The organism is Pedobacter metabolipauper, assembly GCF_004362715.1.
Classification (GTDB): Bacteria; Bacteroidota; Bacteroidia; order Sphingobacteriales; family Sphingobacteriaceae; genus Pedobacter; species Pedobacter metabolipauper.
The window spans coordinates 169,438-193,980 of the sequence record NZ_SNYC01000007.1 but is presented as its reverse complement, the minus strand read 5'-3'; the positions used below and the strand labels follow the sequence as shown (position 1 = coordinate 193,980).

The following is a 24,543-nucleotide window of genomic DNA, read 5'->3' as shown; positions in this document are numbered from 1 at the left end:
ATTTAATTACAATCTCCCGAACAAAATTGATCTATTAAGGAATACTGCGTTATTTTGTTCTACATAAAGCTACCATCACCTCTGCGTCTGATGTCTCTTCCGTTACGGCCTTGTGCACCGGTCCATTTTTGTAAACGCATGCTTAAACGAACCATGAAATATCTGCTCAATGCATTTGATTTCGTATCCGTGTAACCACCATCGTCACTATTGTTCCGGTTTACAAAGTTGTTTTGGTTGAATAAATCGAAAGCCTGTACGGTAACTTTTCCTCTACGGTTAAACAACTCTTTTTCAAAATAGACGTTCACTACCAAAGGATTGTTATTAACATTAGAGCTTATTCCCCTTACATAATTTTTACTTGCACTATAACCAAACAGATAGGTATTCCAGAAATACATTCTTCCGTCCAGATTCAGTGCCAGCGTGTTGGTTTCGTTATCAATAAAGCGCTCAATGGTGTTTGTTGATTTGGTATAGTTATAAGAAACATTCGGATTGATCTCAAACCATTCTGTTGGATTGATCCGCGGACCGAAACGTTCAATAAAAGTCTGAACAGTATTTAAGTTCTTCTCATTATTACTCATCGATATACGGTGATCAAATGTTGCAGAGCCACTAAATGACAGGTTATATTTTCTATTGTTAATCTGTTTACTGATCGAATAGTTACCTCCTACCCGATATACACCATTCATGTTTAAATAGCGGGTTTCAGTAATGTAAACTGTATCATTGGGTACACTAAAATCTCTGACCTCTACATTATTCCGGATTACTGCGTTCTCTGTTACAGATGAGGTTATGTTTACGGTATAGTTTAACTTTGAATTTGCGATGTAGTTGTTATAATCAGCCCTAATGGTGTGTGCGAACGTAGCTTTCAAATCCGGATTACCGATTATTGGATTCTGAGGGTTGGTAACGTCTCTTACGGGTTGGATCTGATCAAATGTTGGTTCAACTGCATTACCGGAATAATTAATGGAGAAACGATGTTGTCTTGACCATAAATAATCAAAACGCGCAATCGGGATCAGATTAAAACTTTTGCGGTCTGTACTGGTACCCAGACTGGCTTTAGTTCCGGAAAGTACTGCGGGAACGGCTGTCATACCAGCAGAGAACCTGAATTTAGAAGTATTGCTTAATCCATATCTAAAGTTCAACGCAATACGTGCCTGTGTAAAGGAGTAATTATAAATATTACTCAATGAATCGATCACGGAAGAAGGGCCTCCATTTACGATATTCCTTGTTGTTGCTGTATTATCGTAACCATTGTAATTTATCTGAGCATTTAATTCCATTTGGGTATTGGTGCTCAACGGTTCTACGTAAGTTAAGCTACCTCTATAATTGTCCCTAAGGTTATTTCTTGCAATGATCCGGTTAATTAAAGAGTCCTTTACTATTGTTTCTGTTCCATCTGCATAGTACAATATTTTTGTATCCTGCTCTTGTTCTGCCTTTTGGTCATTACTATTTACGTCGGCCTGTAAACTAAAATTCCTTCTTGGCTTCTCAAAAATATGCTGATAGAAAACCGAAATTCCCAATTCAGGTCTTGTATTTACATTCGTATTGTTACCAACACGAAGCTGGTTCAATAAACCTGTTTGCTTCAATGAAGAAAATGACGACACATCTGATGAGGTGTACCGTATGGTTGGAATAACACGCAGAAAATTATTACTGTCTAATTCAGATTCAAGTTCCAGTTTAAAATTATGATTTTTAGAAAGATTATCACTTTCACTGTCACGAATTGAAAATGTTGAGCCTATAGTACTGTTGGTTAACGATTCAGTGCTATTTATAGAGTTAACGCCCGTTCCAGTGTATCCGTAATTCAAGTTGACCTCTATCTTTTTGCCCAATCGATCACGATAGCTAAAAGATCCGTTTCCAGAACTGGTTGTGCCACCGCTCCCGCTGCCGCCACCACCATTTCCACCACCGCCACCGTTATCTGAACCAGCAACACCATTCACAGTATTGTTATAGCGTCCATTGGCACCTATCGTTTGGTTTCCATTAATACGGGTTGCAAAGGCACCAGACTCTACCCTTTCATTACTTCCTACACCGGCATTTAAATTCAGCATATTGCCGACAGATTTATCCGTTCGGGTAGTAATGTTCAATACTTTTGTGGGGTCACCATCTTTAATGCCCGTACGTGCAGCCTGATCGCCATAATCATCAACGATTTGGATCTTATCTACTATTTCTGCAGGAAGATTTTTTATCGCAGTAGCGATATCACCACCCTGGTATTCCTTACCATTAACCTTTGCCCGGGTAACAGACTGTCCCTGATGCACCAGTGTACCATCATTTCCAACTTCCATACCCTCCATCTTTTTAAGCAATTCATCCACAGTTGAATTTGCCCTAACCACGTAATCACTTGCTTTGTATTCTACTGTATCTGTCTTATAGGTGATAGATGGTGTGCCCTCAATCGTTACACCGATCAAAGTATTTGACTCTTCTTTAAGAACAATCGGATCCATAATGATCCTTGGGATCATGTCATTTTGTTTAAAGCGCATTACCGGCGAATTCACAAAGCCGATGCTTTTAACAACAATGGTATACGTGGCAGATTTTACATTTTTGAATACAAAAACACCATCTGTATTGGTACTGGTTTTTAACGTATCCTTATCCGAAGTAAGGCTTACTGTTGCACCAATCACTGCAAGGTCGGTACTGTCTTTAATGATACCACTGATCTCACGTGTTGGAAGTGGTGGTGCAGGCGTTGGTGGTGTTGTTGCTGGCCTTACCTGGGCAAAGAGCGCAGAGGAGCTTAAAGTTATTAAAAATAGAAACAAAGCTATCTTTAATAACTTAAAACCCTTTAAGTGGTGTAAATAATTCATTCGTTAGTTTGTATGGTTTAATTTGTGTGTGTGTTGTGTCTGTGTGTGTTGAGATGTATTGTTTATTTCTTAGTTAGCGTATACTTACCCCAAAAATCTGTTGGACTAAACAGGGCTTGAAAATCTATACCGGATGAATTTCTTGGGCCAAAATTGCCACCTCCGCCGCCGCCGCCACCAAAGCCGCCGCCGCCTCCTCCTCTATTTCCACCGCCACCGCCGCCGCCGCCTCCAAAGCCGCCTCCGCCGCCACCACCACCTCCGCCAAAATCAGGCATCTGCAGTCCGTTTAACTTGATGTTATAGGCAAATTCTTTGGCAGACTCTACGGTTAATCCCAGCTCTGAAAGTGGTATGGCCATTTCATAGAAATAGGCATTGTCTTTATCAATATTAGCTACCGCTTTAATACCAGAAGTATTATAGATAGATATCAGTGTATCTGTTGTTACTTTAAATCCTTTAATTTTAATCTCTTTAACCAAAGCCAATTGTGTTTTCTGCATAGCGGCCATTGCCGAATCTCTTTGCTTAGGTGTTTGTTGAACACCGCCGCCACCACCAGCACCCATTTGGGCTCCTACAACTGCAATGCCGCCACCACCGCCGCCGCCCATTCCCTGGCGTCTGCCTTGTTGACCGCCTCTAAAATTTGCACGGTTAATTAATGGATAGGTTAACGTGATGCTTTCTTTCTCTTTTTTCTTACCATCAGGATTTACTGAAAAAGTAATTCCACCGGCCATTATCTTAGTATTATTCGCCAGATCTGTAGATCTAACAACCAGATACAGGTTTTTATCATCATTACTGATCAGGTAGGAAATAGTGGTCCTTTTATTTTCTGCAAAAACAGAATTGCCCCATTCAATATTTTTTCCATCAATCTTAATAGTTGCAGGAGCAAATATGCTAACCTCTTGTAATTCGGTAACTTTCTGGGCTTGTACAGCTAAACTTAAACCGGCAAGCATCAAAGTAGCCGCGGTATTTTTTAAGGATCTTGTTTTCATATGAATTGAGAATATGCTCATTTAAGCTTTATTTGTGGATATGACTAGGGTTATTGATTTAGGTTTAATCGCCAATAAATAACTTTTAAAAGGTTTAAACGCAGAAATTAAATATAAATTTTAGTCTTTTAGACCTCGATAGTTTAATTTGTTACATGAAAATCAGTCCATGACCATTGGCTTATTGTACTAAAAACACTTAGAATCCTTGTTTCTAAGTAAAGGATCACTTTTTTAATATAAAGTACAGGAATTGGTCAACTTAAAATCTAGTTCACATTAAAATGCCGGAACAAATGAATTGATCCGGCAAAAAGTTAAATGCTCAATAAAAATGTTACAATAAGCTGCTCTTAAAAATCACATTCCCGAATGTGAGCCGTATGCACCCTGATCCAGCAATCGTCTTTTGACACGTTAGTACTCAATAGCATTTCTTCATTTTTATTGATCGCATCTTCTATAGCACCCAGTACTTCATTGGTTACAGATTTATTCATGATCCGTATAGGTTCATCTAAACCATCCGTTTTTATTTCCAGATCGTAAATTCCCGATACCCTGGTTTTACAGATCATAAATTCTACCTCATTCTCTGCGGCAACTTCTTTAAGTGCAGAAAAAGCATGAAGGATCTGATCGGTATTTGCCGCTTTAAAACCCAGTACTACAGAAAGCTCCGCAGATCCTGTCTCATTGGTTTTTGATAAAAAGATTTCGTTAACATCAGATAAGGTAGATTCTATAATCAGTCGGTCCATAATATATTGTCGTATAAATGTATAATACTATGAAAAGGATTTTAGGTCTGGGATTGTTTCAATTATTTAATATTTATATCTAATGATCATCAGTCTCAGACCCTTTTTGCTGAAAAATATAAATCAGATAAAATAGGGCTGGCAAGATAAAAAGACTACCGGTCAATAAGGCATAACCAAGGGTATCAATGGTCTTCGTTTGTCCCTGATGTAGTAGTAGTGATAAATTAGGGCCATTTTTTAATAACACGATATTTGGAAAATGCGTGTAGGTTGCCGCAAACAAGATCATGGTTACCTGGAACCCGGCCAATAGCCTAAGTAAGATTGGCCTGTTTCTATATAACATGTAAAACAGCACAATCAAAGAGATACTTGCCGCAACAATAGCCGTTATTCCGGGCCAGCCACCAAAGATCCAGTTTGTTAATGGGATGTGTTCAAAATATGCAGCAATAAAAACCAGGGCTCCACTGGCCATAACCACCAGCACAGTCCGTTTTGCCTTGCGGATAAAGTGTGCCTTACTCTCTTCATTATCTGCCTGACCGATGATAAAAATAGTAGCCAGGTAACCGCAGATACTTACCGTAAAGATTCCAACAGTAACTGAAAACCAGTTTAGCCAGCTAAAAACGTAAGCGGATAAAAAGTCGGGAGCCTGTACATCAATCTGCCCCGATACGGAACTTGCGGCAATAATGCCCAGAAAAAAAGGCGTGATCAGACTGGAGTACACAAAAATTGGCGTATACAGCTTCTGCATATCGTCTTTTACCGCATCGTAATTTCTAAATACAAATGCAGTTCCACGGGCAATGATACCGAGCAGCATGCAGACCAGTGGAATATGCAGATAAACTGAAATTGTTGTATAGATCTTTGGGAAACCAACAAACAGGATCACAATCGCAATGATCAGCCACATGTGGTTTGCTTCCCAGATCGGCCCAATAGCCTCGTACATCGTTTTCCGTGTTTTTGAACGGTTTTGCTCGGAAGTAAATAACTCAATGATCCCTGCACCAAAATCAGCACCTCCAAGCAGAATATACAGTAAGATGGATGTCCACAGGAAAACAATAACTACATAGATCATAATCTTAATTTTTAGGGTGATCTGAAGATGAATCGTACAATTTGCCAACCATGGTGATTTGGCGGTATAACAACAAACTCACAATAATGGCCAGTGAAATGTAAACACCGGTAAACAGGTAAAAAGAATAGGCAATGCCCGGCATGGGGGTAACGGCATCTGCAGTACGCATTACGCCATGAATGATCCATGGCTGACGGCCAACTTCAGTAACCGTCCACCCTGCTTCGAGTGCAATGAACCCAAGCGGCGTGGCCAATATAAATAACTTCAACAGCCACTTACTGCCCAACCAACTCCTTTTTTTCCAAAGTGCGATAAAATACAGCAGTGCAATCAATACCATCGCCATGCCCAAACCCACCATAATTTGAAACGCATAATGGGTAACTGCAACGGGCGGCTGATCTTTTTTAGGGATCTGGTCCAGGCCTTTTACTTCTCCGTTAAAATCGCCTGTGGCCATAAAACTCAAAACTCCGGGCAGCTTAATCGCATAATCTACTTTCTTGTTTAACGTGTCGGGTATTCCGCCAATAATTAAAGGCGCATTCTTCTCCGTATGAAAGTGGGCCTCCATCGCAGCAAGTTTGGCTGGCTGCCGCTGCGCTACATCTTTTGCAGAAATGTCACCGCTTAAAGGCTGCAGACAAGCTGCAACTGTACCAAATATAGCTGCTATTTTAAACGCCTTGCTGTGAAAGATCACATTCCGGCCACGCAAGATCATCAGCGCATGTACCCCGGCTACGGCAAAACCGGTAGACACAAATGCGGCAACAGACATATGCAGCGCCTGAGAAAACCAGGCATCGTTAAACATGGCTTTAATGGGGTCTACGTTCAGATATTTTCCATCGATATAATCAAAACCCGACGGACTGTTCATCCATGAATTTGCGGCAACAACCAATATGCCGGACAGTAATCCGCTGATGCCAACTACAACACCGGTAAACCAGTGAAACCAGGCATTGACCTTATTCCATCCGTATAAATAAAAACCCAGCGCAATCGCCTCAATAAAGAAGGCCGTCCCTTCTAACGAAAAGGGCATCCCAAATATCGGACCCGCATGTTCCATAAACTTTGGCCATAAAAGCCCCAGCTCAAATGAAAGAACAGTTCCCGAAACCGCGCCCGTGGCAAAAAATATAGCCACTCCCTTACTCCAGGCCTTAGTTACATCCTTATAAACTGCCTTCCTGGTTTTTAACCAGTAAAAGTGAGCTACCGACATAAAAAAGGGCATCACCATACCAATACACGCAAACACAATATGAAAGCCCAGAGAAAAAGCCATCTGGAGCCTGGCAGCTAAGAAATCGTCCATAATAAAATAGAATAAACGTTGAGCATAAGAAATACGAAAACCCAAAAGTACATGTTAATCTGCAGGATCAGCCCTTTTTAAACCGATTTAATAACACCTGTTCGTAAAATATTTACGAACAATTCATACTATTACGAATATTTCGTATGTTTACAATATCATCGTAAATAATCAAACTTAAACACCTTATAACAATGCTACAAAAAATGAATCAGCACATGAAAAAGAGTATTTTAATAACGGCCTGCATCGCCTTACTGGCTATGGTTAATGCTTATGCTCAAAAAGCAGATACGCTAAGGGCCAAGGCAACTTATACATTTACACACATTCAGGACACCAATCAGCGGGACACATCCTACACCGAACAAATGGTATTGCTGCTTGGCCGCAATGCCAGTGTTTACTTAAGCCTGGAGAAAGTTTTACAAGATGAAAAGATGAAAAAACAAATTGAGGAGCAGATCAAAAATTCCGCACCTGGAAAGATGAGCATCAACATCAATAAAACCGGAGAAAGAAAGGTAAACGCGCAGGAGATCTTTCAGTTTGCAGAAGAGAAAAAGTTAATAACCAAGTTGAGGCTGGTCAACAACTACCTGATTGAAGAACCACTTCCTGCAATAGACTGGAACATCAGCAATGAAACTTCTACCATCTCGGGTTTAAACTGCCAAAAAGCAACCGCACACTTTAAAGGCAGGGACTACATTGCGTGGTTTTCCCAAGACCTCCCTTTTCAGGCCGGTCCATGGAAGCTGAATGGTTTGCCAGGACTTATTGTTGAGGCTTACGATACCAAAAAGGAAGTTATATTTAAGTTCGAGGGATTTGAGGAAGTTAAAAATGCTGCTCCTGTGGAGACCGATGAAAAACAGATTGGCGGCAACATCATCAAACTTGGCGGCATTGGCAGCAGCGACATGCTGAAATCCCAAACCATCACCCTCCCTAAAGACGGCATTAAAGCCACCCAAAAAGAATACGATAAATTAAGTGAGGCCATGAAAAAAGACCCTTCAGGATTTATCAATTCATCATTCGCAGGTTCCGGCACGATGGTCAAATCTGTTCAAAGATCCAATCTTCCGCCTGCCGATCCAAACAAGAAAGTAACCGTACTGAATAACCCTATAGAATTACCTGAAAGGAAATGAAAATCATGATCAAACTGCTCATTAGCCTTGTATTCGTATTGTTCTATTTGGAATCATCTGCACAGACAGAAGTAAGCGGATCAGTTAAAGACGCGAAGAATAAACCGGTCGCCTCCGCTACTGTTACCTTGAAAAGCAGCGACGGCAAGATCGCTGCATATTCCCGCAGCAATGACAAAGGTACTTTTACATTAAAGGTACCGGCAAATACGGCCGCACTAACCCTGGAGGTGAGCAGCCTGGGATATAAACGGGAAGTACTCCCCTTTTCGGAACTGCAAAAGACCTATAACTTTACCCTCACGGATGCGGCAATTGATTTACCTACCGTGGTCATCAATAACCGGCCAAAGTTGAAGCTTAATGGCGATACTTTGAGTTATCAGCTTTCTGACTTCAGCAATAAACAAGACCGTGTATTGGGTGATGTATTGAAAAAGATGCCTGGAATAGAAGTTGCAGCAAACGGAAAAATATCTTACAATGGAAAAGGGATCTCTAATTTCTATATTGACGGCGATAACCTGCTCGACGATAAGTACAATATCGCAACCCGAACTATTCCCAAAGAAGCGGTAGATAAAGTACAGGTAATTGAAAATGACCAGCCCATAAAAATGCTCAGAGGGAAATCCAATAGTGACGATGTGGCGCTAAACATTACCATTAAAGATGAAGCCAAACTTAAGCTCATCGGACAAGCCAGCCTTGGTGCGGGCCTACCATCCCATTTTGATGAAAGTGCAAACGGAATGATGTTTAACAAACGATATAAGGGCATCAACTACATTAAAGCCAACAACACCGGGAAAGATCCAGCTCAGGACCTTATATCACACAATATGTCTGATTATTTGAAAAGACTTGATGGGAGTAAACCAAACGCGATGCTCTCCAGCGGTGCAGCGGGCGTACCAGACCTTCCCCAGAACCGGTACCTTTTTAACAGGGCGGGTCTGATCAATGTCAACAACCTTTTTAACTTGCGAAAAGAAGTTCAACTGAAGACAAACATCTATTACATGAAAGACCGGCAACAGAGGGATTACAATAAGTATACAGAGATCTATTTACCTACCGGTGATGTCAGTTATAGTGAAAACCAGAACAATACGTCCAGGCCGGATTTGTTTCATGCACAAGCCAATTTAAATGTAAACAGGGATAAGTCTTATCTAAACAACACGTTTATGGTTGATTATAACCCTGTTAATTATCAGGTAGGACTAATCACGAACAACGCTCCCCTTGGTCAGCAACTCAATCAAAAGATGTTTGACGTTTCTAATGAGCTGAGTTATATGAATACTTTAAAGTCAGGGAAGATCTATTATATCTATTCCTATTTAAACTACGCCAACTTACCAGAGCAGCTATCGATCACACCCGGCCTTAATGAACCGCAATTTAATAATGGCGAACCTTACGCCAGGTTAACGCAAAATTCAAAGGCACCCTCCTATTATACCAACAATTATTTTTCGCTGAAACACGCCTCATCAACGCTTGTTCAAACTTACAAGACCGGCTTTAGTTTACAGTCCAAACAATTGATCACAACTTTAAATGCAGTTCAGGCAAATAACACATCAAGCCCCGCTACAACCAATGCAGTAAATGACCTGGACTGGAACCGTTCAAATCTTTATGTTGAGGGTATATATGAGTTTAAGAGTATTGATGAGAAGATCCAGGCCACGGTAAAATTACCAGCTACTTATCAAAATATCAATTATCAGGATCCGGGATATGCACTGGATCAAACATTAGAACGGTTTTATTTAAACCCCGGTCTGAGTTTTAAATACCAAACGGGAATAGAAAACTATGTTCAGCTTTCTTACAATAAAAGAAACGAGCTGGGTACAATGGATGACATCTACAGAGGTGGCATCTTAAGAAATTACCGAAGTTTGTTCGCAAATGATGCGCCGCTTTCAGAAAAGAAAACCAATGGTGCCAACCTAAGCTTCAACTATAAGAAAGCCATTACGATGTTCTTTTTTAGTCTTCAGGCCAATTATAGCCAGGTTAACCTGAACACCATTTCATCCAGTGTCATCACCGATAACCTGCAGCAACGGATTGTGCTGCCATTTGAAAACGATATTGAATCTTACGGCCTTTCCGGAAGCATCAGTAAGTACCTGTTCTCCCTTAAAACGACCATCAGTGCGGGGTTGAGCTGGTCAGAAAATACAGCCAATCAGATTCAAAATGGAGAACTGCTCCCTTATAAGAATACGAACAACGGATTTAAGAGCGGCATTCAAACCAAGATCAACAACAACATCAATTTCAATTACTCCATCAATTACAATCAGATTAACTCTAAAACTTCTGCAAATAACCGGGCGGTTACGCGTTATGATCAGATTAACCAACAGGTTGAGCTTTCCGTAACAATGCTCAATAATGTCTTTGTAAATTTAACCGGAGAGCACCTGTATACCAGCCAATCCGGACAAAACAGCCTGAGTTATCTCTTCTCTGATCTGTCTGCCAGGTACAAGTTCAATAAGATCAGGACAGACCTTGAACTGGGCGTAACCAACCTGGCCAATATTAAAACATACAGAGCAGTATACCTGTCGAGCAATGCGTTTACATCCGGAACTTATGAAATTCCCGGAAGGATAGCGATGCTGAAAGCCACTTTTAATTTTTAAAGTTTTTGGTATAGATGCGGATGCTGCTTTTTGCAGGGTCCGCATCATCCTTATTTACGTTGATGCCCGCAATCTCTGAAGTAACCAAACCCTTAACCTGATCTGGCGAAGCTTCCTGGTCATCGATATACATTTTGGCCCCGCTCATCCCCGTTTTGGTGGAATAATTTAAATGCAAAATTTGTGTCTGTTTGGATTTTGAAGGCTTGCCGACTACCGTGATCTCTTTCAAATCACCTTTGATGGCACCGACGCCCTTAATGGTATTAGAAACGTCTGCAGGTTCAGGATCTGCGGAGAAAGAATTGCGCTCCATGTTCATCCTGGCAACCACGTGGATCCGTTTGCGTACGTTAATGGTGTCACCTGAAGGGCTTTCCGCAATCACAAAAACACGCTCGTCCGAAGACGGCTTCTCAATTTTCGGCATAGAACGTCCTATCACAACGAGTTCTTCATTTTCTGCTGAATGATCGCTTTCGGATACCCTTAAGGTCAGTTCTGCACTTAGCTTTTTAGGAGATGCTGCACGTTTTAGGCGAACTGGCTTTACTTTTACCGGAGTGACAATAACAGAATCCTTCGGTTCTGCAGGTAGTAAATAGGATGCAGTTTCCAGCGTCTTCTGATACACCTGGCTGCTTTTAATCTCTGTTTTAAACAAGGTAAAGGCAGTGGTTAACACCAATAATACAGGAAGCAGGAACAGGTACCTAACCAGTTGTACTTTGGAAGAACGTCTGCTGTTCATCATAATGATACGCCTTTTTATACCCGTGATGTTAAAATTATTCATCAACACAGAAGGCTGGGCAACCACAGCGGTATGCAGCATACTGTACTGATAGGCTTTGCGGTCTACCCCTTTTTGCAGAATTTTTTGGTCTGTAATGAACTCTACATTTTCCTTTACGGCTTTCCGCATGTACCATACACCTGGATTGAACCAATAGCACACCGTTGTCAGTTCTGCAAGCAGAATATCAAGGGTATGTAATTGTTTTACATGCACATGCTCATGTTCCAGTACCGCATCGATCTCTGAAGGGTTATGCAGGGTTGGATTTAAATAGATATTTTTCCAGAACGAGAATGTATTTACATCCCCATCCAGCAACCTTACCGGGTATTCACTGATACTGCCAGGTACAGATTGAGCATGAACTTTATAAAGTGAGTAAAAGCGTACACCCGTACGGATAGCCATAAAGGCCACGCCAGTCCAGAAAACGACCTTGATCAGTAACCAGTAATTGAATGCCGATACCGCTTTGGCCATAACCACAGGTACTACAGTGGTAATCGGCTCTATAAGCTGGCTATGTTCAGCAAAAAGAACTGATGGATCTACAAAAGGATATACAGAAGAAAAGATAATACCGGCAAGCAGAAAGAACCGGTTTAACGTGTAAAAGGTGAGCCTGCGAAGGATCAGATAATACGCAAGGCAAAACAGGATCAGGGCCGCATTTACTTTCAGCAGAAAAATAAAAAACTCAGGCATGGTATTAATTTTTAGGATTCTCGATCAGATTAATAATCTCTTTTAATTCATCCGCACTTATCTTATTCTCTTTGGCAAAAAAAGCAACCAGTTCTTTGTAGGAGTTCTGGAAATAATCATTCACAAAGCCGCTCATAAAGCGCTTCTTATAATCACTTTCCTTAACCTTTGCGCTATAGCGAAACGCATTTGCAAACTTCTCGCTTTTCAAAAACCCTTTTCGTTCCAGATTTTTAATGGTTGATGCCAGCGTGGTATATGGGGGTTTCGGCTCATGAAGTAACTCCATAAAGTCTTTAATAAATCCTGCACCAAACTGCCAAACAGCCTGCATGGCTTCTTCTTCCTGTATTGTTAACTTTTCCATAATACGATTTCATCGTAAATATACGAACATCACGTTTAAAAAACAACCCGGTTTAAACATGATGTAAAAAATTGAATTTTAAATATTTAACACCAGAGTTGGTTTATTAAAAAAAGAATGGATAAGGTTACAAACACTAAAAAGAACAGACATGAAAATATTCAAAACCCAACTCTGCCTATTGATGATCAGCCAGCTATTTTTAGCCGGCAGCTGCAGGAAAACCATTGTAACTGCTGAAAAAGAAACACCTCCGGCACCCGATCCCGTCAGCAAACTGCATGTACCTGTTCAAATGGCTTCGGCAGGCTTAGTGGTCGATTTAATATATGCAGAAGATCAAACCCGCTTAACGGGAGTAAGCTGTTCGGATGGAACAAGCTATTCCATCAGTTATAAAGGCCAGATCCCTGTTAAGATTGAAACGTATAAGCATGAGGTACTGATCAATTTCACTGATTTTTGGATAACCGACGGTCTGATCACCAAGGCTACACAGAATTCTAAATCAGGAATTGTCTATACCCCATTTGGACTGTATACGTTAGAATACAATCTACAGCGCCAGCTGGTCCGCATCATTAATCAACAGGTTAACCCAAATAAGGTATTGATGGAAAGGGTTAATTCCTACCTGATTTCTGGGAATGTATCCTCCCTCAGCATCATAGAACCTTCGGGCTACGTTCGCTCTTTACAATACAGCTATGATACCAGGAAGGGCATTTTTAAAAATGTACCCTTTGCGCAATTGCTTTTTCTGGAGATGGACTATCCGTTCTTTTATTTTGGCATCAATAACAGGCTGAGTACTACAAATGCAAACCTGGCCCTGGATAACCAGGCCATCACCTATACCTATGACATCGATGATTATCCTTCAGAAATGACCCTTAACAGTAAGAATAATAGCCAGACTTTTAAAATAAGCTATAAGTAAGCCATGCATTAATTCTTTTTTAACAACTGTTCCGCTCTAAAAAGGTTGTCAGTAGTCTGCAGGATCTTAGCGGTTAACTTCGGGTTGTAATCCGGATTCTTCTTTAAGAACGCTGTAACGATCTGTACAGCTTCCGGACTTTGATAATAACCAAATGTTGATTGCAGCCAGTTTTGAGGAAAGAATATATCACCTGTTGTTTGAATTTCATTTAGCAGATCCAGGCTTTTTCCAAGGTATTTTATGGAGGTTGCCTGTCTTAACGGATGATGGAGGTAATACAAGGCCGAAGCTACGTTTGCCTCCTTTTCCCGGTTTGCTTTAAGTTCCAGGCTTTTAAAGAAACTGTCTCTTTCTGCAACTGATGAAGAAACAGCCGGCATCATGAATTCAAACCTTTTTCTCCGGTCTGCATTTGTGATCCGTTTCAATTGCTGCGCAAGGATAGAAGCATCAGCATCATCCCGAAGTGCCAGTGAAAAAGCCATGGAAGTATAATCGTCCTCTGTAAGTTTTAAACCCGCAGGAGCCTTTTGGTCCTTCCACACCTCATACACATTGTCTCTTGCAGATTTAGTTAAAAATACATCCTGATAGGTCTTGAAAAGCAATTTTTTATGATTAGGCTCACTTTGCAGCAGCATGGCTTGCCACAAAGCAGTTTCAAGAGCAGCGGTTAATTCATTTCGATCAGCAGCAAAAATAAACTCCCAATAGATGGTACTGATATAATTGGTGATCAGTTTTAGGTTTAGCTCTTCTTTCTCTTTTTGTAACCCGCCAACAAAAAGATCCAATAATTCTTTTGGCTTTACCGATCTGCCATTCAGCATATTTTCATACAATGAAATATAGGCAGACGCACGGTTTAAAGGTTTATCAATGGTATACAGATCAGCAAACATATTTTTATCCAGCGGCCATACACCATATCCCTGTCCGGATGAGTTAAACAAGACAAAAAGCGGAACATCCATACCTTCAGCTTCTTTCAGGTCCATGCCTGCACTGGTCAGGTTTACAGTAAGCTCCTTTTGAGATCCTTTATAATAAAAGGTAACCTCAAACAACTGGGGCCAGATCCTTGCGGCGCCATATTCAGGGGCCTGCTTAATATTAAAGCGCGTGATGATATTGTTTTGCTGCTCCATGGTATAAGACACCACAGGCCGGCCGCTTTCATTTACCCACACCTTATTCCATTGCTGAAGATCTGCATCTGCATACTTATCCAGAATGGCGATCAGGTCTGGCCATGAAGCATTTCCGTTTGCAAATTTCCTGAGGTATTCCCGAACGCCTTCCTGAAACTTATCCTTACCCATTAAGCGTTCCAGCTGCCGCATCATTACAGGGGCCTTATGGTAAATGATGTTTCCATACATGGTTCCGGCATCTTTAAGATTGCTCAAATCCTGACGAATGGGGTTAGCGCCCCTGCTCCGGTCAATACCGTATGCCGCAGTAAAATGGTCTACTAAAAACTTGAGGTCAAACACTTCTTTTCCCGTTGCCTGCTCCATGCTTTTATCTGCCATAAAATTCGCAAAAACCTCTTTCATCCACACATCAGTAAACCAGTTCATAGTTACCAGGTCGCCAAACCACATGTGTGCCGTCTCATGAGCAATTAAATTACTCCGTGCATTGATCTGGTCTTTAGTGGCACCACCATCCAGAAATAACGAGGCCGACTTATACTGGATTGCTCCGGGATGCTCCATACCGCCAAACTGAAAATCGGGTATAGCAACGAATCCAAACTTCTGAAAAGGGAAAGCAATCCCAGTCCAGTGCTCCAGGTATTTTAAAGATGAATCATGAATGGTAAAAACTTCCTTTACACTGCTTTTAATTTTTGCAGTATCGGTTTCCCGGTATAAAAAATCAGCAGTCATGCCGCCTGTATTTCCTGTTGCCAAATCGAACTTACCTGCAGCAAAGGCAAATAAATAGGTACTTATGGTATCTGACTCTTTAAAGCGATAGGTTTTACGGCCATTTAGCAGCACAGAATCTTCCAAAGCAGCATTCGCAACCGCTTTCCAATCGGCCGGAATTTTAAGGCTTAGCGTATACGTAGCCTTTAGATCTGGTTGATCAAAACACGGAAATACGGTTCTGGCGCGGTCCGGAACAAACAGCGTATATAAATAATCAGCATTGCGGTTTAAAGCACCTTCTCCTGCCTGAAAATCCATCTTTATTCTATTTTCACCCACCCTCAAATATTTCTGGTCAATGATCAGGTGTTCCTGATCGTGGTGTACGGCAATGATTTCGTTATTTACAGACAGCGCAGTAATCTTGCGGGCGTCTTCTCTAAAATCTAACTGAAGCGGGTATTTATTAGCCGATAACTGGAAGGTAACGGTTTCTTTAGCCCCTATTGCCGACTTTCTTTCTCCTGGAATATCGAGTTGCAGGGCATAATTGATCTGACTTAAAACTGATTTACGATAGATTGCCAGTGTCTTTGAAACCCCGTTCTCCAACCCCGGATCTGTATGATGCTTTAATCCTGAACATGAAAAAAAGAAAAGAGCAGCAATCGGTAGAACCGTACGAATATGAACCATAGCGGCTAATTTAAGTAATGATTTTCTAATTTATCCTTCAAGTTTTAAATGCGTATTTGATTTTTATTCACATTAACAGATCAATACTGTAATTTAGCATCAACAAAACTTTATTCATCAAACGAACAAGATCTAATGAAAACACTATTAAGAACGGCGGTACTCATCGCTTTAATTGTAACCCTGCAGTCTGAAATTAAGGCACAAGGTGTTAAAATGCCCCAGGCTAGTACATCACAGACCATCACCCAAAACTTCGGTCTTGGAAAGATCACATTAAACTACTCCCGTCCAAATACCAAAGGCCGTAAAATATTCGGTGCCCTTGAACCTTATGGAACGGTATGGCGTACCGGAGCAAACTCTGCAACCATGATCACCTTTACAGAGGCTGTTAAAATTGAAGGGAAAGACCTTCCTGCTGGCGAATATGGTTTATTTACCATTCCAGGAAAAGACGAGTGGGCCGTAATCATCAACAAAGGTGCAAAACAATGGGGTGCGTACGAATACAAAGAAAGTGAAGATGTTTTACGCGTAACCGTTAAAGCAGCTAAGCTGAAAGAAAAGGTGGAAACTTTTACCATTCAGTTTACTGATGTTTACCCAACCACTGCCAAGCTGCAGTTAATGTGGGAAAACACAGGCATTACCCTGAATTTAACCACTGATGTAGACACTAAAGTAATGGCCAGCATTGATGAAGCCATGAAAGGAGATAAAAAACCTTATTTCCAGGCTGCTCAGTATTATTTTGAAAATGGAAAAGACATCAATAAAGCTTTAGAATGGGCAAGTGCAGCTGAAACAGCTGATCCAAAAGCAACCTACATTAAATTATGGAAAGCACGTATCCAATTGAAAATGGGCGACAAGGCCGGTGCAGTTGCTACTTCTGAATCTGGCCTTAAATTAGCTACCGAAACTAAAAACCAGGAGTACGTTAGATTGCATACTGGATTATTGGCAGAAGCTAAAAAATAAGGAGTTTAATCTGATCTGCTGATGTAGCGTGATTAACCATTACCAAAACAGATGAGGCATCAATTACCTACAGTGTAATGATATCGAAAAAGCCTGAGACCCTATGGATCTTAGGCTTTTTCGCTTTTAAGATCTTATTGTTTTACGGACGTTGTGATGTGCTTACTTTTTGCCCGCATCATGGTCTGGAATACAATTGAAAAAAGCACAACCAGCAAACAGCCAATTACATTTAGCCACAGATAGGCAACCAGTTCCATCCTGCCAATCACAATTACGGCCAGTTCAGCCAGCAAAGCGGCATAGAATACTGCTCTTCCATTTACATGCCTTAAATAAAATGCAACCAGGAATACCCCAAGTATAGTTCCGTAGATATACGATCCGAGAATATTTACTGCCTCCAGCAGATTACCAATCTTACTCGCAAATAGTGCCATAATGATGCACACTACTCCCCAAAAAACCGTTGCCAGCCGGGATGCCCGTAAATACTGGCTGTCGGAAGCATCCTTTTTAATCAAGCGCTTATAAATATCTATTACGGTGGTAGAAGCCAGAGAGTTTAAAGCGCTGGCTGTTGATCCCATAGAGGCCAGAAAGATGATTGCAATCAGCAGTCCCACTAAGCCTTTGGGCAAATACTGGGTTACAAAGCTTAAAAAGATATAATTATTGTCTTTGGTATTGGCCTGCTTGTCGTTCTTTTCCATCAGGTCTGTTACCTGCAGCTTTATCGCCTTTTCTTTATCATCTGCTAATTTTAAGGCATCCCGCTGACGGCTTATAGCAACCTGATCATCCTGATCCAGCGCAGCATTCATTTGATTTACAACAACCTGCTTATCCTCAAAAGCCTGGTTAAAATCTGCTTTGATCTTATTCAGTTCGGGGCCATATTTACTGTTTTCCAGTTTATTTAGTTCGAAGCTGTTAAAGAATATTGGAGGTCTGTTGTATTGATAAAAAGTAAATACCAGTACACCGATCAGCAGGATCAGAAATTGCATCGGGATCTTTACCAGCCCATTCATGAGCAGACCTAGTCTGCTTTGGCTAACTGAAGCCCCGGACAAGTAACGGCCTACCTGGCTTTGGTCTGTACCAAAATAAGATAGCTGTAAAAAGAAACCACCAATTAAACCCGTCCACACCGTATAGGGATTATCCAGGTCAAACTTAAGATCTATTGCATTGGTCCTGCCCATCTTTCCGGCAATGCTGATGGCACGCCCAAAGCCAATATCACCCGGAAGTAAATGCACCACCATGATCCCCGCAGCAAACAAGCCGCAGAATATAATGCTCATTTGGAGCATCTGGGTATAAGAAACCGCTTTAGTACCTCCATAAACGGTATAAAAGATCACAAGACTCCCAATAAACAACGTGGTATAGGTGGTGTTGATATCTAAGATCGTAGACAGGATGATCGATGGGGCGTAAATGGTTATTCCCGTAGATAAGCCCCTTTGTATTAAGAACAGAAATGCAGTTAATGCCCTGGTCTTAAGATCAAAGCGCTGTTCCAGATACTCATAGGCGGTATATACTTTTAAACGGTGAAATATGGGTACAAAGGTGATACACAATACGATCATGGCCAGTGGCAGTCCGAGGTAAAACTGCACGAAGCTCATCCCTGAAGAATAGGCCAGGCCCGGAGCAGACAAGAAAGTAATGGCACTGGCTTGTGTAGCCATCACCGAGAGGCATACATGATACCAGGGCAAGGATTGATTGCCCAATAAATAACCCTGGATATTTTGCGTACCACGGCTCTTGTAAATGCCATAAACCACAATTACAACGAGGGTAAGAATTAAAACCGACCAATCTATAACACTCATTGGAAATACACGGTAAAGATGTAAAAGGCAATGATCAGAAAGATCAGCCAACCAATCAGTAACCGGTAAAATTGTTTCCAGGTTTTAACGAATGGAGGTAAATCCTGATCCGGTTTGCTGGGTATCTGCTTATCCTGTTCCATATCGCTGTTATTTTTTGCCGGAGATCAGGTTTACAAATAAACGGTAAGCACCAGGTACGCCAGCTGGAAGCTGTCTGAAGAAAGACAGGCCGGTATATACATATCTGCCTTTTCCATAATCCGCAACAATTAGAGAACCGTTTTGGGTACGCTCAGCAGTATCGTTCATGCCAAGCACCGGTACGTATTTTGGATCTGCATCTGTAACATAGTACAATCCGCGTTCCTGTACCCAACCTTCAAAATCTTTATCCGTTATTTTATTCGGGTAATTAAGGGCAGCGTCATTGGCGGCAAGAAAAGTAACTTTTGCATCTTCTTCAGTTACACGGTCCCTCGAAAGCCGGAATGGATAAGGGCCGATATTTTCAATTTTCAATGGTGAGTTCACATTATACTGAACCAGCAAAGTACCGCCATTCTCTACATATTTCATCAGCTTAGGCTGCATACTTTTAATCTGGTCATTGATGTTGTACAGCCTTACCCCGGTAACGATGGCATTAAAGCCGGAAAGATCAGAATTGATCACCTCATTCACGCTTAAGTTAACCACCTCATAACCGATCTGCTTCAACGATTCTGCAACCAGGTCGCCCGCACCGGCAATATAACCAATGCGCTTACCTGCAAACTTCAGATCAACCTGATCAACCCGTGCTTCAGCAAAAGGAAAAAGCGTTTGGGTAGGGATGTGTTCATAATCAATTACCCGCAACCCCTGGTGGTAGGTTTTGCCATCAACAACTATGTTTAATAACAGATTGCCGCCTGGTGTATTTCCGAAAGGAGTGACTACAAATTCTAAAACCTGCTCCTCCCCTTTTTTAGCAAGGGCAAAATTAACCTGCTGTGGATTAACCTTCCATCCCGCCGGCACCTCAGGTTTCAATATACCCAAGGCATTATCCTTAAAACCTTTGATCAGTACCGTTATTTTTTTAGGCTCATTGCCATTGAAAACAAAAGCTTTATCGGCCATGGTAGCCGTTACGGGCGGAGCAATAACTAAAGGCTCATAAATTTCGCCCCGTACCTGGTCTGTATATTTATAGATTACCGGGCGTTTCTTTTCAATGATCTGATCGCCGATCTTAATTTTAAATGTGCCGTTAAGACCAACAGGAATCTCGGCCAATCCGATCTTAGAAAGGGAATCAACAGTATATAAACCAGCAGGATGTTTTTTTTCCAGCCAGTAGGGCTGTGTGATGCCTACATTTAAAGAAGATACGGTTGCATCACGGCTCATCAAGCGGTTTGGCTTTAAATCAAAAGAAGTGGCACTATTTGTTTCCTGAATGGATATGACGAAAGGCGATCCTTCTTTGATCCTTGAAATTGCCTGTACCCTCACATTTACCGGATCATTAATGGCATAGACTGGATTTACCGCTGCAATCTCAAACCAAATACCTGCACAGGCAAGGATCAGATCATCCAGTTGTTCGTGTTTAAAAGCCTTTCCGCTTACCAGTTGTTTAAGTTTAAGCAGTTTGGGTAATGATTTGGAAGGATCAGAAACCTGGTATTCAAGGTTAATTGCCGACAGCTGCTGCTGGATGGCCGAACTGCCGGGCATTCGGTTTAATGTAAAATCTACGCCTTCAAACAGATCTGATTTAGCTTGTATACCTGCTATCGGACTAAAGAATTCAACACCGGAACCACGCTGCCGTGCAGAACCAAAGCCCTGGCTTCTATGGTTAGAACGGCTCTCTGCAGCAATTTCACCATAGCTTTTTCCAAGTAGTGCGTTATATTGTCCAACATCTATGGTCAGCTGATCATCAGAAGTGGTATTGGTACCTCCAAAGTTAAACGTATTCCAAACAATTCGTTTGGCCTGCCATGGCTTAACAAAAGCCAATTGTTCCGGAAACTGCTTTGGATCTGCTGCTGCTGCAAATGCCTCGCGGGCTATTATTGCAGAACCGGAATGGTGACCATGCCCGGCGCGGGAATCTTCAGGAAAACGGGTGATGATCACATCCGGCTGAAACTTACGGATTACCCATACAGCATCGGCAAGGATCTTTTGTTTATCCCAGATCTTAAAGCTCTCTTCCGGGTTTTTAGAAAAACCGAAGTCGTTTGCCCGTGTAAAAAATTGCTCGGCACCATCTGTCCGTCTGGCAGCAAGAAGTTCTTGCGTACGGATCAGGCCCAGCAATTCGGCCTGTTCATTACCGATCAGGTTCTGTCCGCCATCACCCCTGGTTAAAGAGAGGTAACCTGTTCTTACTTTTTTCTCTTTAGCGAGGTAAGCAAGCAGACGCGTATTTTCATCATCAGGATGCGCGGCAATATATAAAACGCTCCCCGTTACCTGTAAAGCCTCCAATCCTTGTTTAATCTCTGCGGCATTCAATTGCTGCATGATCTGTGCTTTACTATATATTGGGAGAACTGCTGTAAAAAGCAGCAAATACAAACGAAATTTCATACCGTGATCTTAATTTTCGAAATTAATTAAAAAACGGCATGATGGAGATCATACCGCATTTAAAATTCCGTAACAATACTGCAAAAGTACGACAGTTTTTATAGGAGAAAAGTTATTATAAAAGGATCTTGCTGCTAACCTCTTTATCGATCGTAATATAACCCGGGTATTTAACCAAAGAATTACCCACCTTAATACTAGGCTTGATCTTAAGGGTCAGGATGCCTTTTTTCTCGGGGCCGCTTTTACCGCTTTGTATAAAATCAGTGATCTCTGCCATTACCTTACTGTTTGAAATAAAAGGATAAAGGTTAATCAGCAGATCCACAGGAACAGTAGTTGATTGTCCGGCAGCAACATTTACCTCTTGGTTTACAAAACCTTCGGCCAGTTCCTGTTTATTGATCAGTATCTCATATTCAAACTGATTGATCGCCGCATCATTACCAGAAGGATTTTTAACTTCAAGGTTTAAGCGTGCTTTAAGCGGCACATCTTTACGGAACAAGCCCAGGGCCAGTCCGGGCAAACTACCCAAACTAATTTCCTGATCATTAAGCAGCTTCTTAACGTTTGTACCTGCCAGATAGATCTCTTCAGCAGAGGTAATCTTATAGGTACATTTTTCAAGCGCTTTAATTTGCTGTGCTTGTTTATTGATTCCGCAGCCAGATAGCGCGATAGCCGTGAGGCAAACCAGGAGTATTTTTTTCATATAAGGCTATAACGGATATTTTTAAAAAATGATATACCGGTTAAATTTTAGGATCGTCATGCTTATCGGGCTTAATTTCAGATTCGTTACTTTCTTTTTCAAAGTTTTTTTGATCTTTTTTATTCCTGAAGATAAGAAAGGCGATCAGCAAAAGTATTAAAACTCCTGCAATTGCCAGTGTTGTGTAATTCAAATTCATGTTTATGATTTTAGATTTACATAAACAAACGTTTTAAAATTGACCTTAATGTTAACAAATTAAAAACATTAAGGTCAACTGCAGTTATCTTCTGCGGCTGTTTAACTTACCGCTGATCAGGTGGTCAATGCTATATTTTCCAGCTCCTGACACCATTAAGAATAAGTAACCAACCAGGTAATGCAACCCAAGTTCTTTTTTACCAAATTCATCAGGCGCATGCACAATCAGCACTGCTACCAGCATGGTAATGATTAAAGGAATAAGTGCCAGTCGCGTTGCCAGGCCAAGAAAAAGCAATATAGAGCAGAAGAACTCTGCAAAAACAGTTAAATAAAAAGATGGGACAACACCAATACCAATAGGATCTCCAAATTGTATTTCACCGCCAGCCAATAGTCCCTGTAATTTTTGATAGCCATGAATGGCCATGAATATAGCAAGTGCGCCCCGTAAAACAAACAGCATAAAATGAATGCCTTCATGGTTAAAATTGGTGTTGAATAGTCTTTTCATCGTTTAATTGTAGTTATAGTTAGTAAAATTGAAAATTCTAAATTAGTTTTTAACGAGAGCGGTTATAAACCCAGAGATGGCGTCTTGCAGGATCATTTTCTTTTCCGGATCAGGCTTACCTTCTTTTTGGATCATTTGAATAGAAACCAGACCATGCAGGATCGAAAGATAAGTATGATATTTTAAAAAGTAGTCAGTATTTTGATTTTTACTAGAAGAAATTGCTTCCTGAATGGTTGAGATCATAATATTGCTCATGCATTTCATTTCAGAGATCTGGTTTACCCTTTCGCATGCCGGAATACCCAAACCAAACATAAGCTGGTAATATTCTTTTTGATCGAAAGCAAAATCCCAATAGGCATGCGCCATGGCTTCCAATTGTTCCGACGGATTATTATACCTGCCTTTAACTTCTAAGAGCGTATCTGCGAGTTTCTGGAAGCCTTCTTTTGTAAATTCGAGGAGTATGGCATCTTTATTTTCAAAATGGTTGTAAATAACGGGAATACTGTATTCAATGGCATCAGCAATTTTGCGGATTGACAAAGATTGCCAGCCATCACTAAGAACTTGTACCCAGGCAGCCTCCAGTATGCTGGCCCTGAATTCTTCTTTTTGTCTTTGTTTACGCTCTATAATCCCCATGCTCATTAAATTTAATAACAGTGTTAACAAATATAACAGGCAGGCATCAAATTAAAAAACAGGATGGTGTATTCTGACTTAACTACAACAATGGAAAATTAATCTTTGATTAGTCTAAACGTAAGGTTTATTCTGGGTTGTGTGCTTACAACGGTTTTAGGTAATCTGTGTTCCCAAAGTTCCTGGGTTTCAGCCTTCATGATCAATAAGCTTCCATGGGTTAATTCAATGGATATTATCGGGAGTTTATCTTTATAATTTCTGAATTGAAAGATCCTTGATGCACCAAAGCTGACTGAGGCAATCAGTGGATACCGGCCCAGGTTTCGTTCATTATCCCGGTGCCAGCCCATGCTGTCTTTGCCATCCCGGTAATGGTTAAGCAGGCAGCCATTAAATTTGGCTTCAAACTTAGTCTCAATCGCTTCCTTGATCTTAATTAACGTATCTGTCCATGGCAATGCCTCCATAGTTATTCCTGAATAGCTGTAGCTAACGCCTTCATCGCCGTAAAAAGAGGTAAAACGTGGTTGCAGAACCGTTTTACCAAATATTTTAATTGGCTCCTGCTTCCATTCTATTTCGGTAGTAAGCTTATCAAAATACACATAGCTGTCTTCACTGTCAAAAAATTCAGGATGAAAAAATGCTTCTCCCGGATGCGTCAGGAGATTGATGTGACCTCCATAGATCTTTTCCATAACTCAATAAAAATTACAGCAG

20 protein-coding genes are annotated in these 24,543 nt (G+C 41.1%); 4 read left to right on the top strand and 16 right to left on the bottom strand.

Features of this window, described 5'->3' with window-relative positions:
- Positions 1-59: 59 nt before the first annotated feature.
- The 5 genes from ATK78_RS19560 to ATK78_RS19540 all read right to left on the bottom strand — a co-directional run bounded on the left by ATK78_RS19560 (position 60) and on the right by ATK78_RS19540 (position 7,103).
- Positions 60-2,897, bottom strand: a complete 2,838-nt coding sequence (locus ATK78_RS19560) for a TonB-dependent receptor (protein ID WP_133577818.1) — start codon at positions 2,895-2,897, stop codon at positions 60-62.
- A 62-nt stretch (positions 2,898-2,959) separates the two neighbouring features.
- Positions 2,960-3,931, bottom strand: coding sequence for a hypothetical protein (locus ATK78_RS22930; RefSeq protein ID WP_208112405.1), 972 nt, complete (start codon positions 3,929-3,931; stop codon positions 2,960-2,962).
- A gap of 332 nt (positions 3,932-4,263) precedes the next feature.
- Positions 4,264-4,671, bottom strand: a complete 408-nt coding sequence (locus ATK78_RS19550; protein WP_133577817.1) for a hypothetical protein — start codon at positions 4,669-4,671, stop codon at positions 4,264-4,266.
- 79 nt (positions 4,672-4,750) lie between these two features.
- Positions 4,751-5,770: a cytochrome d ubiquinol oxidase subunit II gene (locus tag ATK78_RS19545; RefSeq protein WP_133577816.1), complete on the bottom strand. Its 1,020-nt coding sequence runs from the start codon at positions 5,768-5,770 to the stop codon at positions 4,751-4,753.
- A 4-nt stretch (positions 5,771-5,774) separates the two neighbouring features.
- The gene (locus tag ATK78_RS19540) at positions 5,775-7,103 is read right to left on the bottom strand and encodes a cytochrome ubiquinol oxidase subunit I (RefSeq protein WP_133577815.1); all 1,329 of its coding nucleotides are present in this window, start codon (positions 7,101-7,103) and stop codon (positions 5,775-5,777) included.
- Between the two features lie 218 nt (positions 7,104-7,321).
- Between ATK78_RS19540 and ATK78_RS19535 the strand changes: the two genes are divergently transcribed.
- Together ATK78_RS19535 and ATK78_RS19530 are read left to right on the top strand one after the other, a co-directional pair.
- Complete coding sequence (locus ATK78_RS19535; protein WP_166664921.1) at positions 7,322-8,260, top strand: GLPGLI family protein; 939 nt, start codon at positions 7,322-7,324, stop codon at positions 8,258-8,260.
- Positions 8,257-10,929, top strand: coding sequence for a carboxypeptidase-like regulatory domain-containing protein (locus tag ATK78_RS19530; protein WP_133577813.1), 2,673 nt, complete (start codon positions 8,257-8,259; stop codon positions 10,927-10,929). The genes ATK78_RS19535 and ATK78_RS19530 overlap by 4 nt, the downstream gene beginning before the upstream one ends.
- On the opposite strand, the gene ATK78_RS19525 is transcribed toward ATK78_RS19530, so the two are convergent.
- Together ATK78_RS19525 and ATK78_RS19520 are read right to left on the bottom strand one after the other, a co-directional pair.
- Entirely contained in the window at positions 10,919-12,433 is a 1,515-nt protein-coding gene (locus ATK78_RS19525; RefSeq protein WP_133577812.1) for a M56 family metallopeptidase, read from the bottom strand. The two genes, ATK78_RS19530 and ATK78_RS19525, sit on opposite strands and share 11 nt — an antisense overlap.
- Positions 12,434-12,437: 4 nt before the next feature.
- On the bottom strand, positions 12,438-12,800 hold the full coding sequence (locus tag ATK78_RS19520; protein WP_133577811.1) for a BlaI/MecI/CopY family transcriptional regulator: 363 nt from the start codon (positions 12,798-12,800) through the stop codon (positions 12,438-12,440).
- Between the two features lie 151 nt (positions 12,801-12,951).
- Here ATK78_RS19520 and ATK78_RS19515 point away from each other — a divergent pair, with 151 nt between their 5' ends.
- On the top strand, positions 12,952-13,740 hold the full coding sequence (locus tag ATK78_RS19515) for a hypothetical protein (protein ID WP_133577810.1): 789 nt from the start codon (positions 12,952-12,954) through the stop codon (positions 13,738-13,740).
- Positions 13,741-13,748: 8 nt separating this feature from the next.
- Here the strand turns inward: ATK78_RS19515 and ATK78_RS19510 are convergent, their stop codons facing one another.
- On the bottom strand, positions 13,749-16,319 hold the full coding sequence (locus tag ATK78_RS19510) for a M1 family metallopeptidase (RefSeq protein WP_133577809.1): 2,571 nt from the start codon (positions 16,317-16,319) through the stop codon (positions 13,749-13,751).
- A 135-nt stretch (positions 16,320-16,454) separates the two neighbouring features.
- Here ATK78_RS19510 and ATK78_RS19505 point away from each other — a divergent pair, with 135 nt between their 5' ends.
- A complete protein-coding gene (locus tag ATK78_RS19505; RefSeq protein ID WP_133577808.1) occupies positions 16,455-17,303 on the top strand; it encodes a DUF2911 domain-containing protein in 849 nt (282 codons plus the stop codon).
- 134 nt (positions 17,304-17,437) lie between these two features.
- Here the strand turns inward: ATK78_RS19505 and ATK78_RS19500 are convergent, their stop codons facing one another.
- From ATK78_RS19500 to ATK78_RS19470, 8 genes are all read right to left on the bottom strand, one after another.
- Positions 17,438-19,153, bottom strand: coding sequence for a sodium:solute symporter (locus ATK78_RS19500; RefSeq protein WP_133577807.1), 1,716 nt, complete (start codon positions 19,151-19,153; stop codon positions 17,438-17,440).
- On the bottom strand, positions 19,150-19,296 hold the full coding sequence (locus tag ATK78_RS22805; protein WP_166664920.1) for a hypothetical protein: 147 nt from the start codon (positions 19,294-19,296) through the stop codon (positions 19,150-19,152). The genes ATK78_RS19500 and ATK78_RS22805 overlap by 4 nt, the downstream gene beginning before the upstream one ends.
- A 7-nt stretch (positions 19,297-19,303) precedes the next feature.
- Entirely contained in the window at positions 19,304-21,742 is a 2,439-nt protein-coding gene (locus ATK78_RS19495) for a PIG-L family deacetylase (protein WP_133577806.1), read from the bottom strand.
- A gap of 115 nt (positions 21,743-21,857) precedes the next feature.
- On the bottom strand, positions 21,858-22,457 hold the full coding sequence (locus ATK78_RS19490; protein WP_133577805.1) for an NDR1/HIN1-like protein: 600 nt from the start codon (positions 22,455-22,457) through the stop codon (positions 21,858-21,860).
- A 40-nt stretch (positions 22,458-22,497) separates the two neighbouring features.
- Positions 22,498-22,656, bottom strand: a complete 159-nt coding sequence (locus tag ATK78_RS19485; RefSeq protein ID WP_133577804.1) for an LPXTG cell wall anchor domain-containing protein — start codon at positions 22,654-22,656, stop codon at positions 22,498-22,500.
- Positions 22,657-22,740: 84 nt separating this feature from the next.
- Positions 22,741-23,172 carry a DoxX family protein gene (locus ATK78_RS19480; RefSeq protein ID WP_133577803.1) on the bottom strand — a complete coding sequence of 144 codons (432 nt, stop codon included), beginning with the start codon at positions 23,170-23,172 and terminating at the stop codon, positions 22,741-22,743.
- 42 nt (positions 23,173-23,214) lie between these two features.
- Positions 23,215-23,820, bottom strand: coding sequence for a TetR/AcrR family transcriptional regulator (locus tag ATK78_RS19475; RefSeq protein ID WP_133577802.1), 606 nt, complete (start codon positions 23,818-23,820; stop codon positions 23,215-23,217).
- A 98-nt stretch (positions 23,821-23,918) separates the two neighbouring features.
- A complete protein-coding gene (locus ATK78_RS19470; RefSeq protein WP_133577801.1) occupies positions 23,919-24,521 on the bottom strand; it encodes an alpha-ketoglutarate-dependent dioxygenase AlkB family protein in 603 nt (200 codons plus the stop codon).
- Between the last annotated feature and the right edge of the window lie 22 nt (positions 24,522-24,543).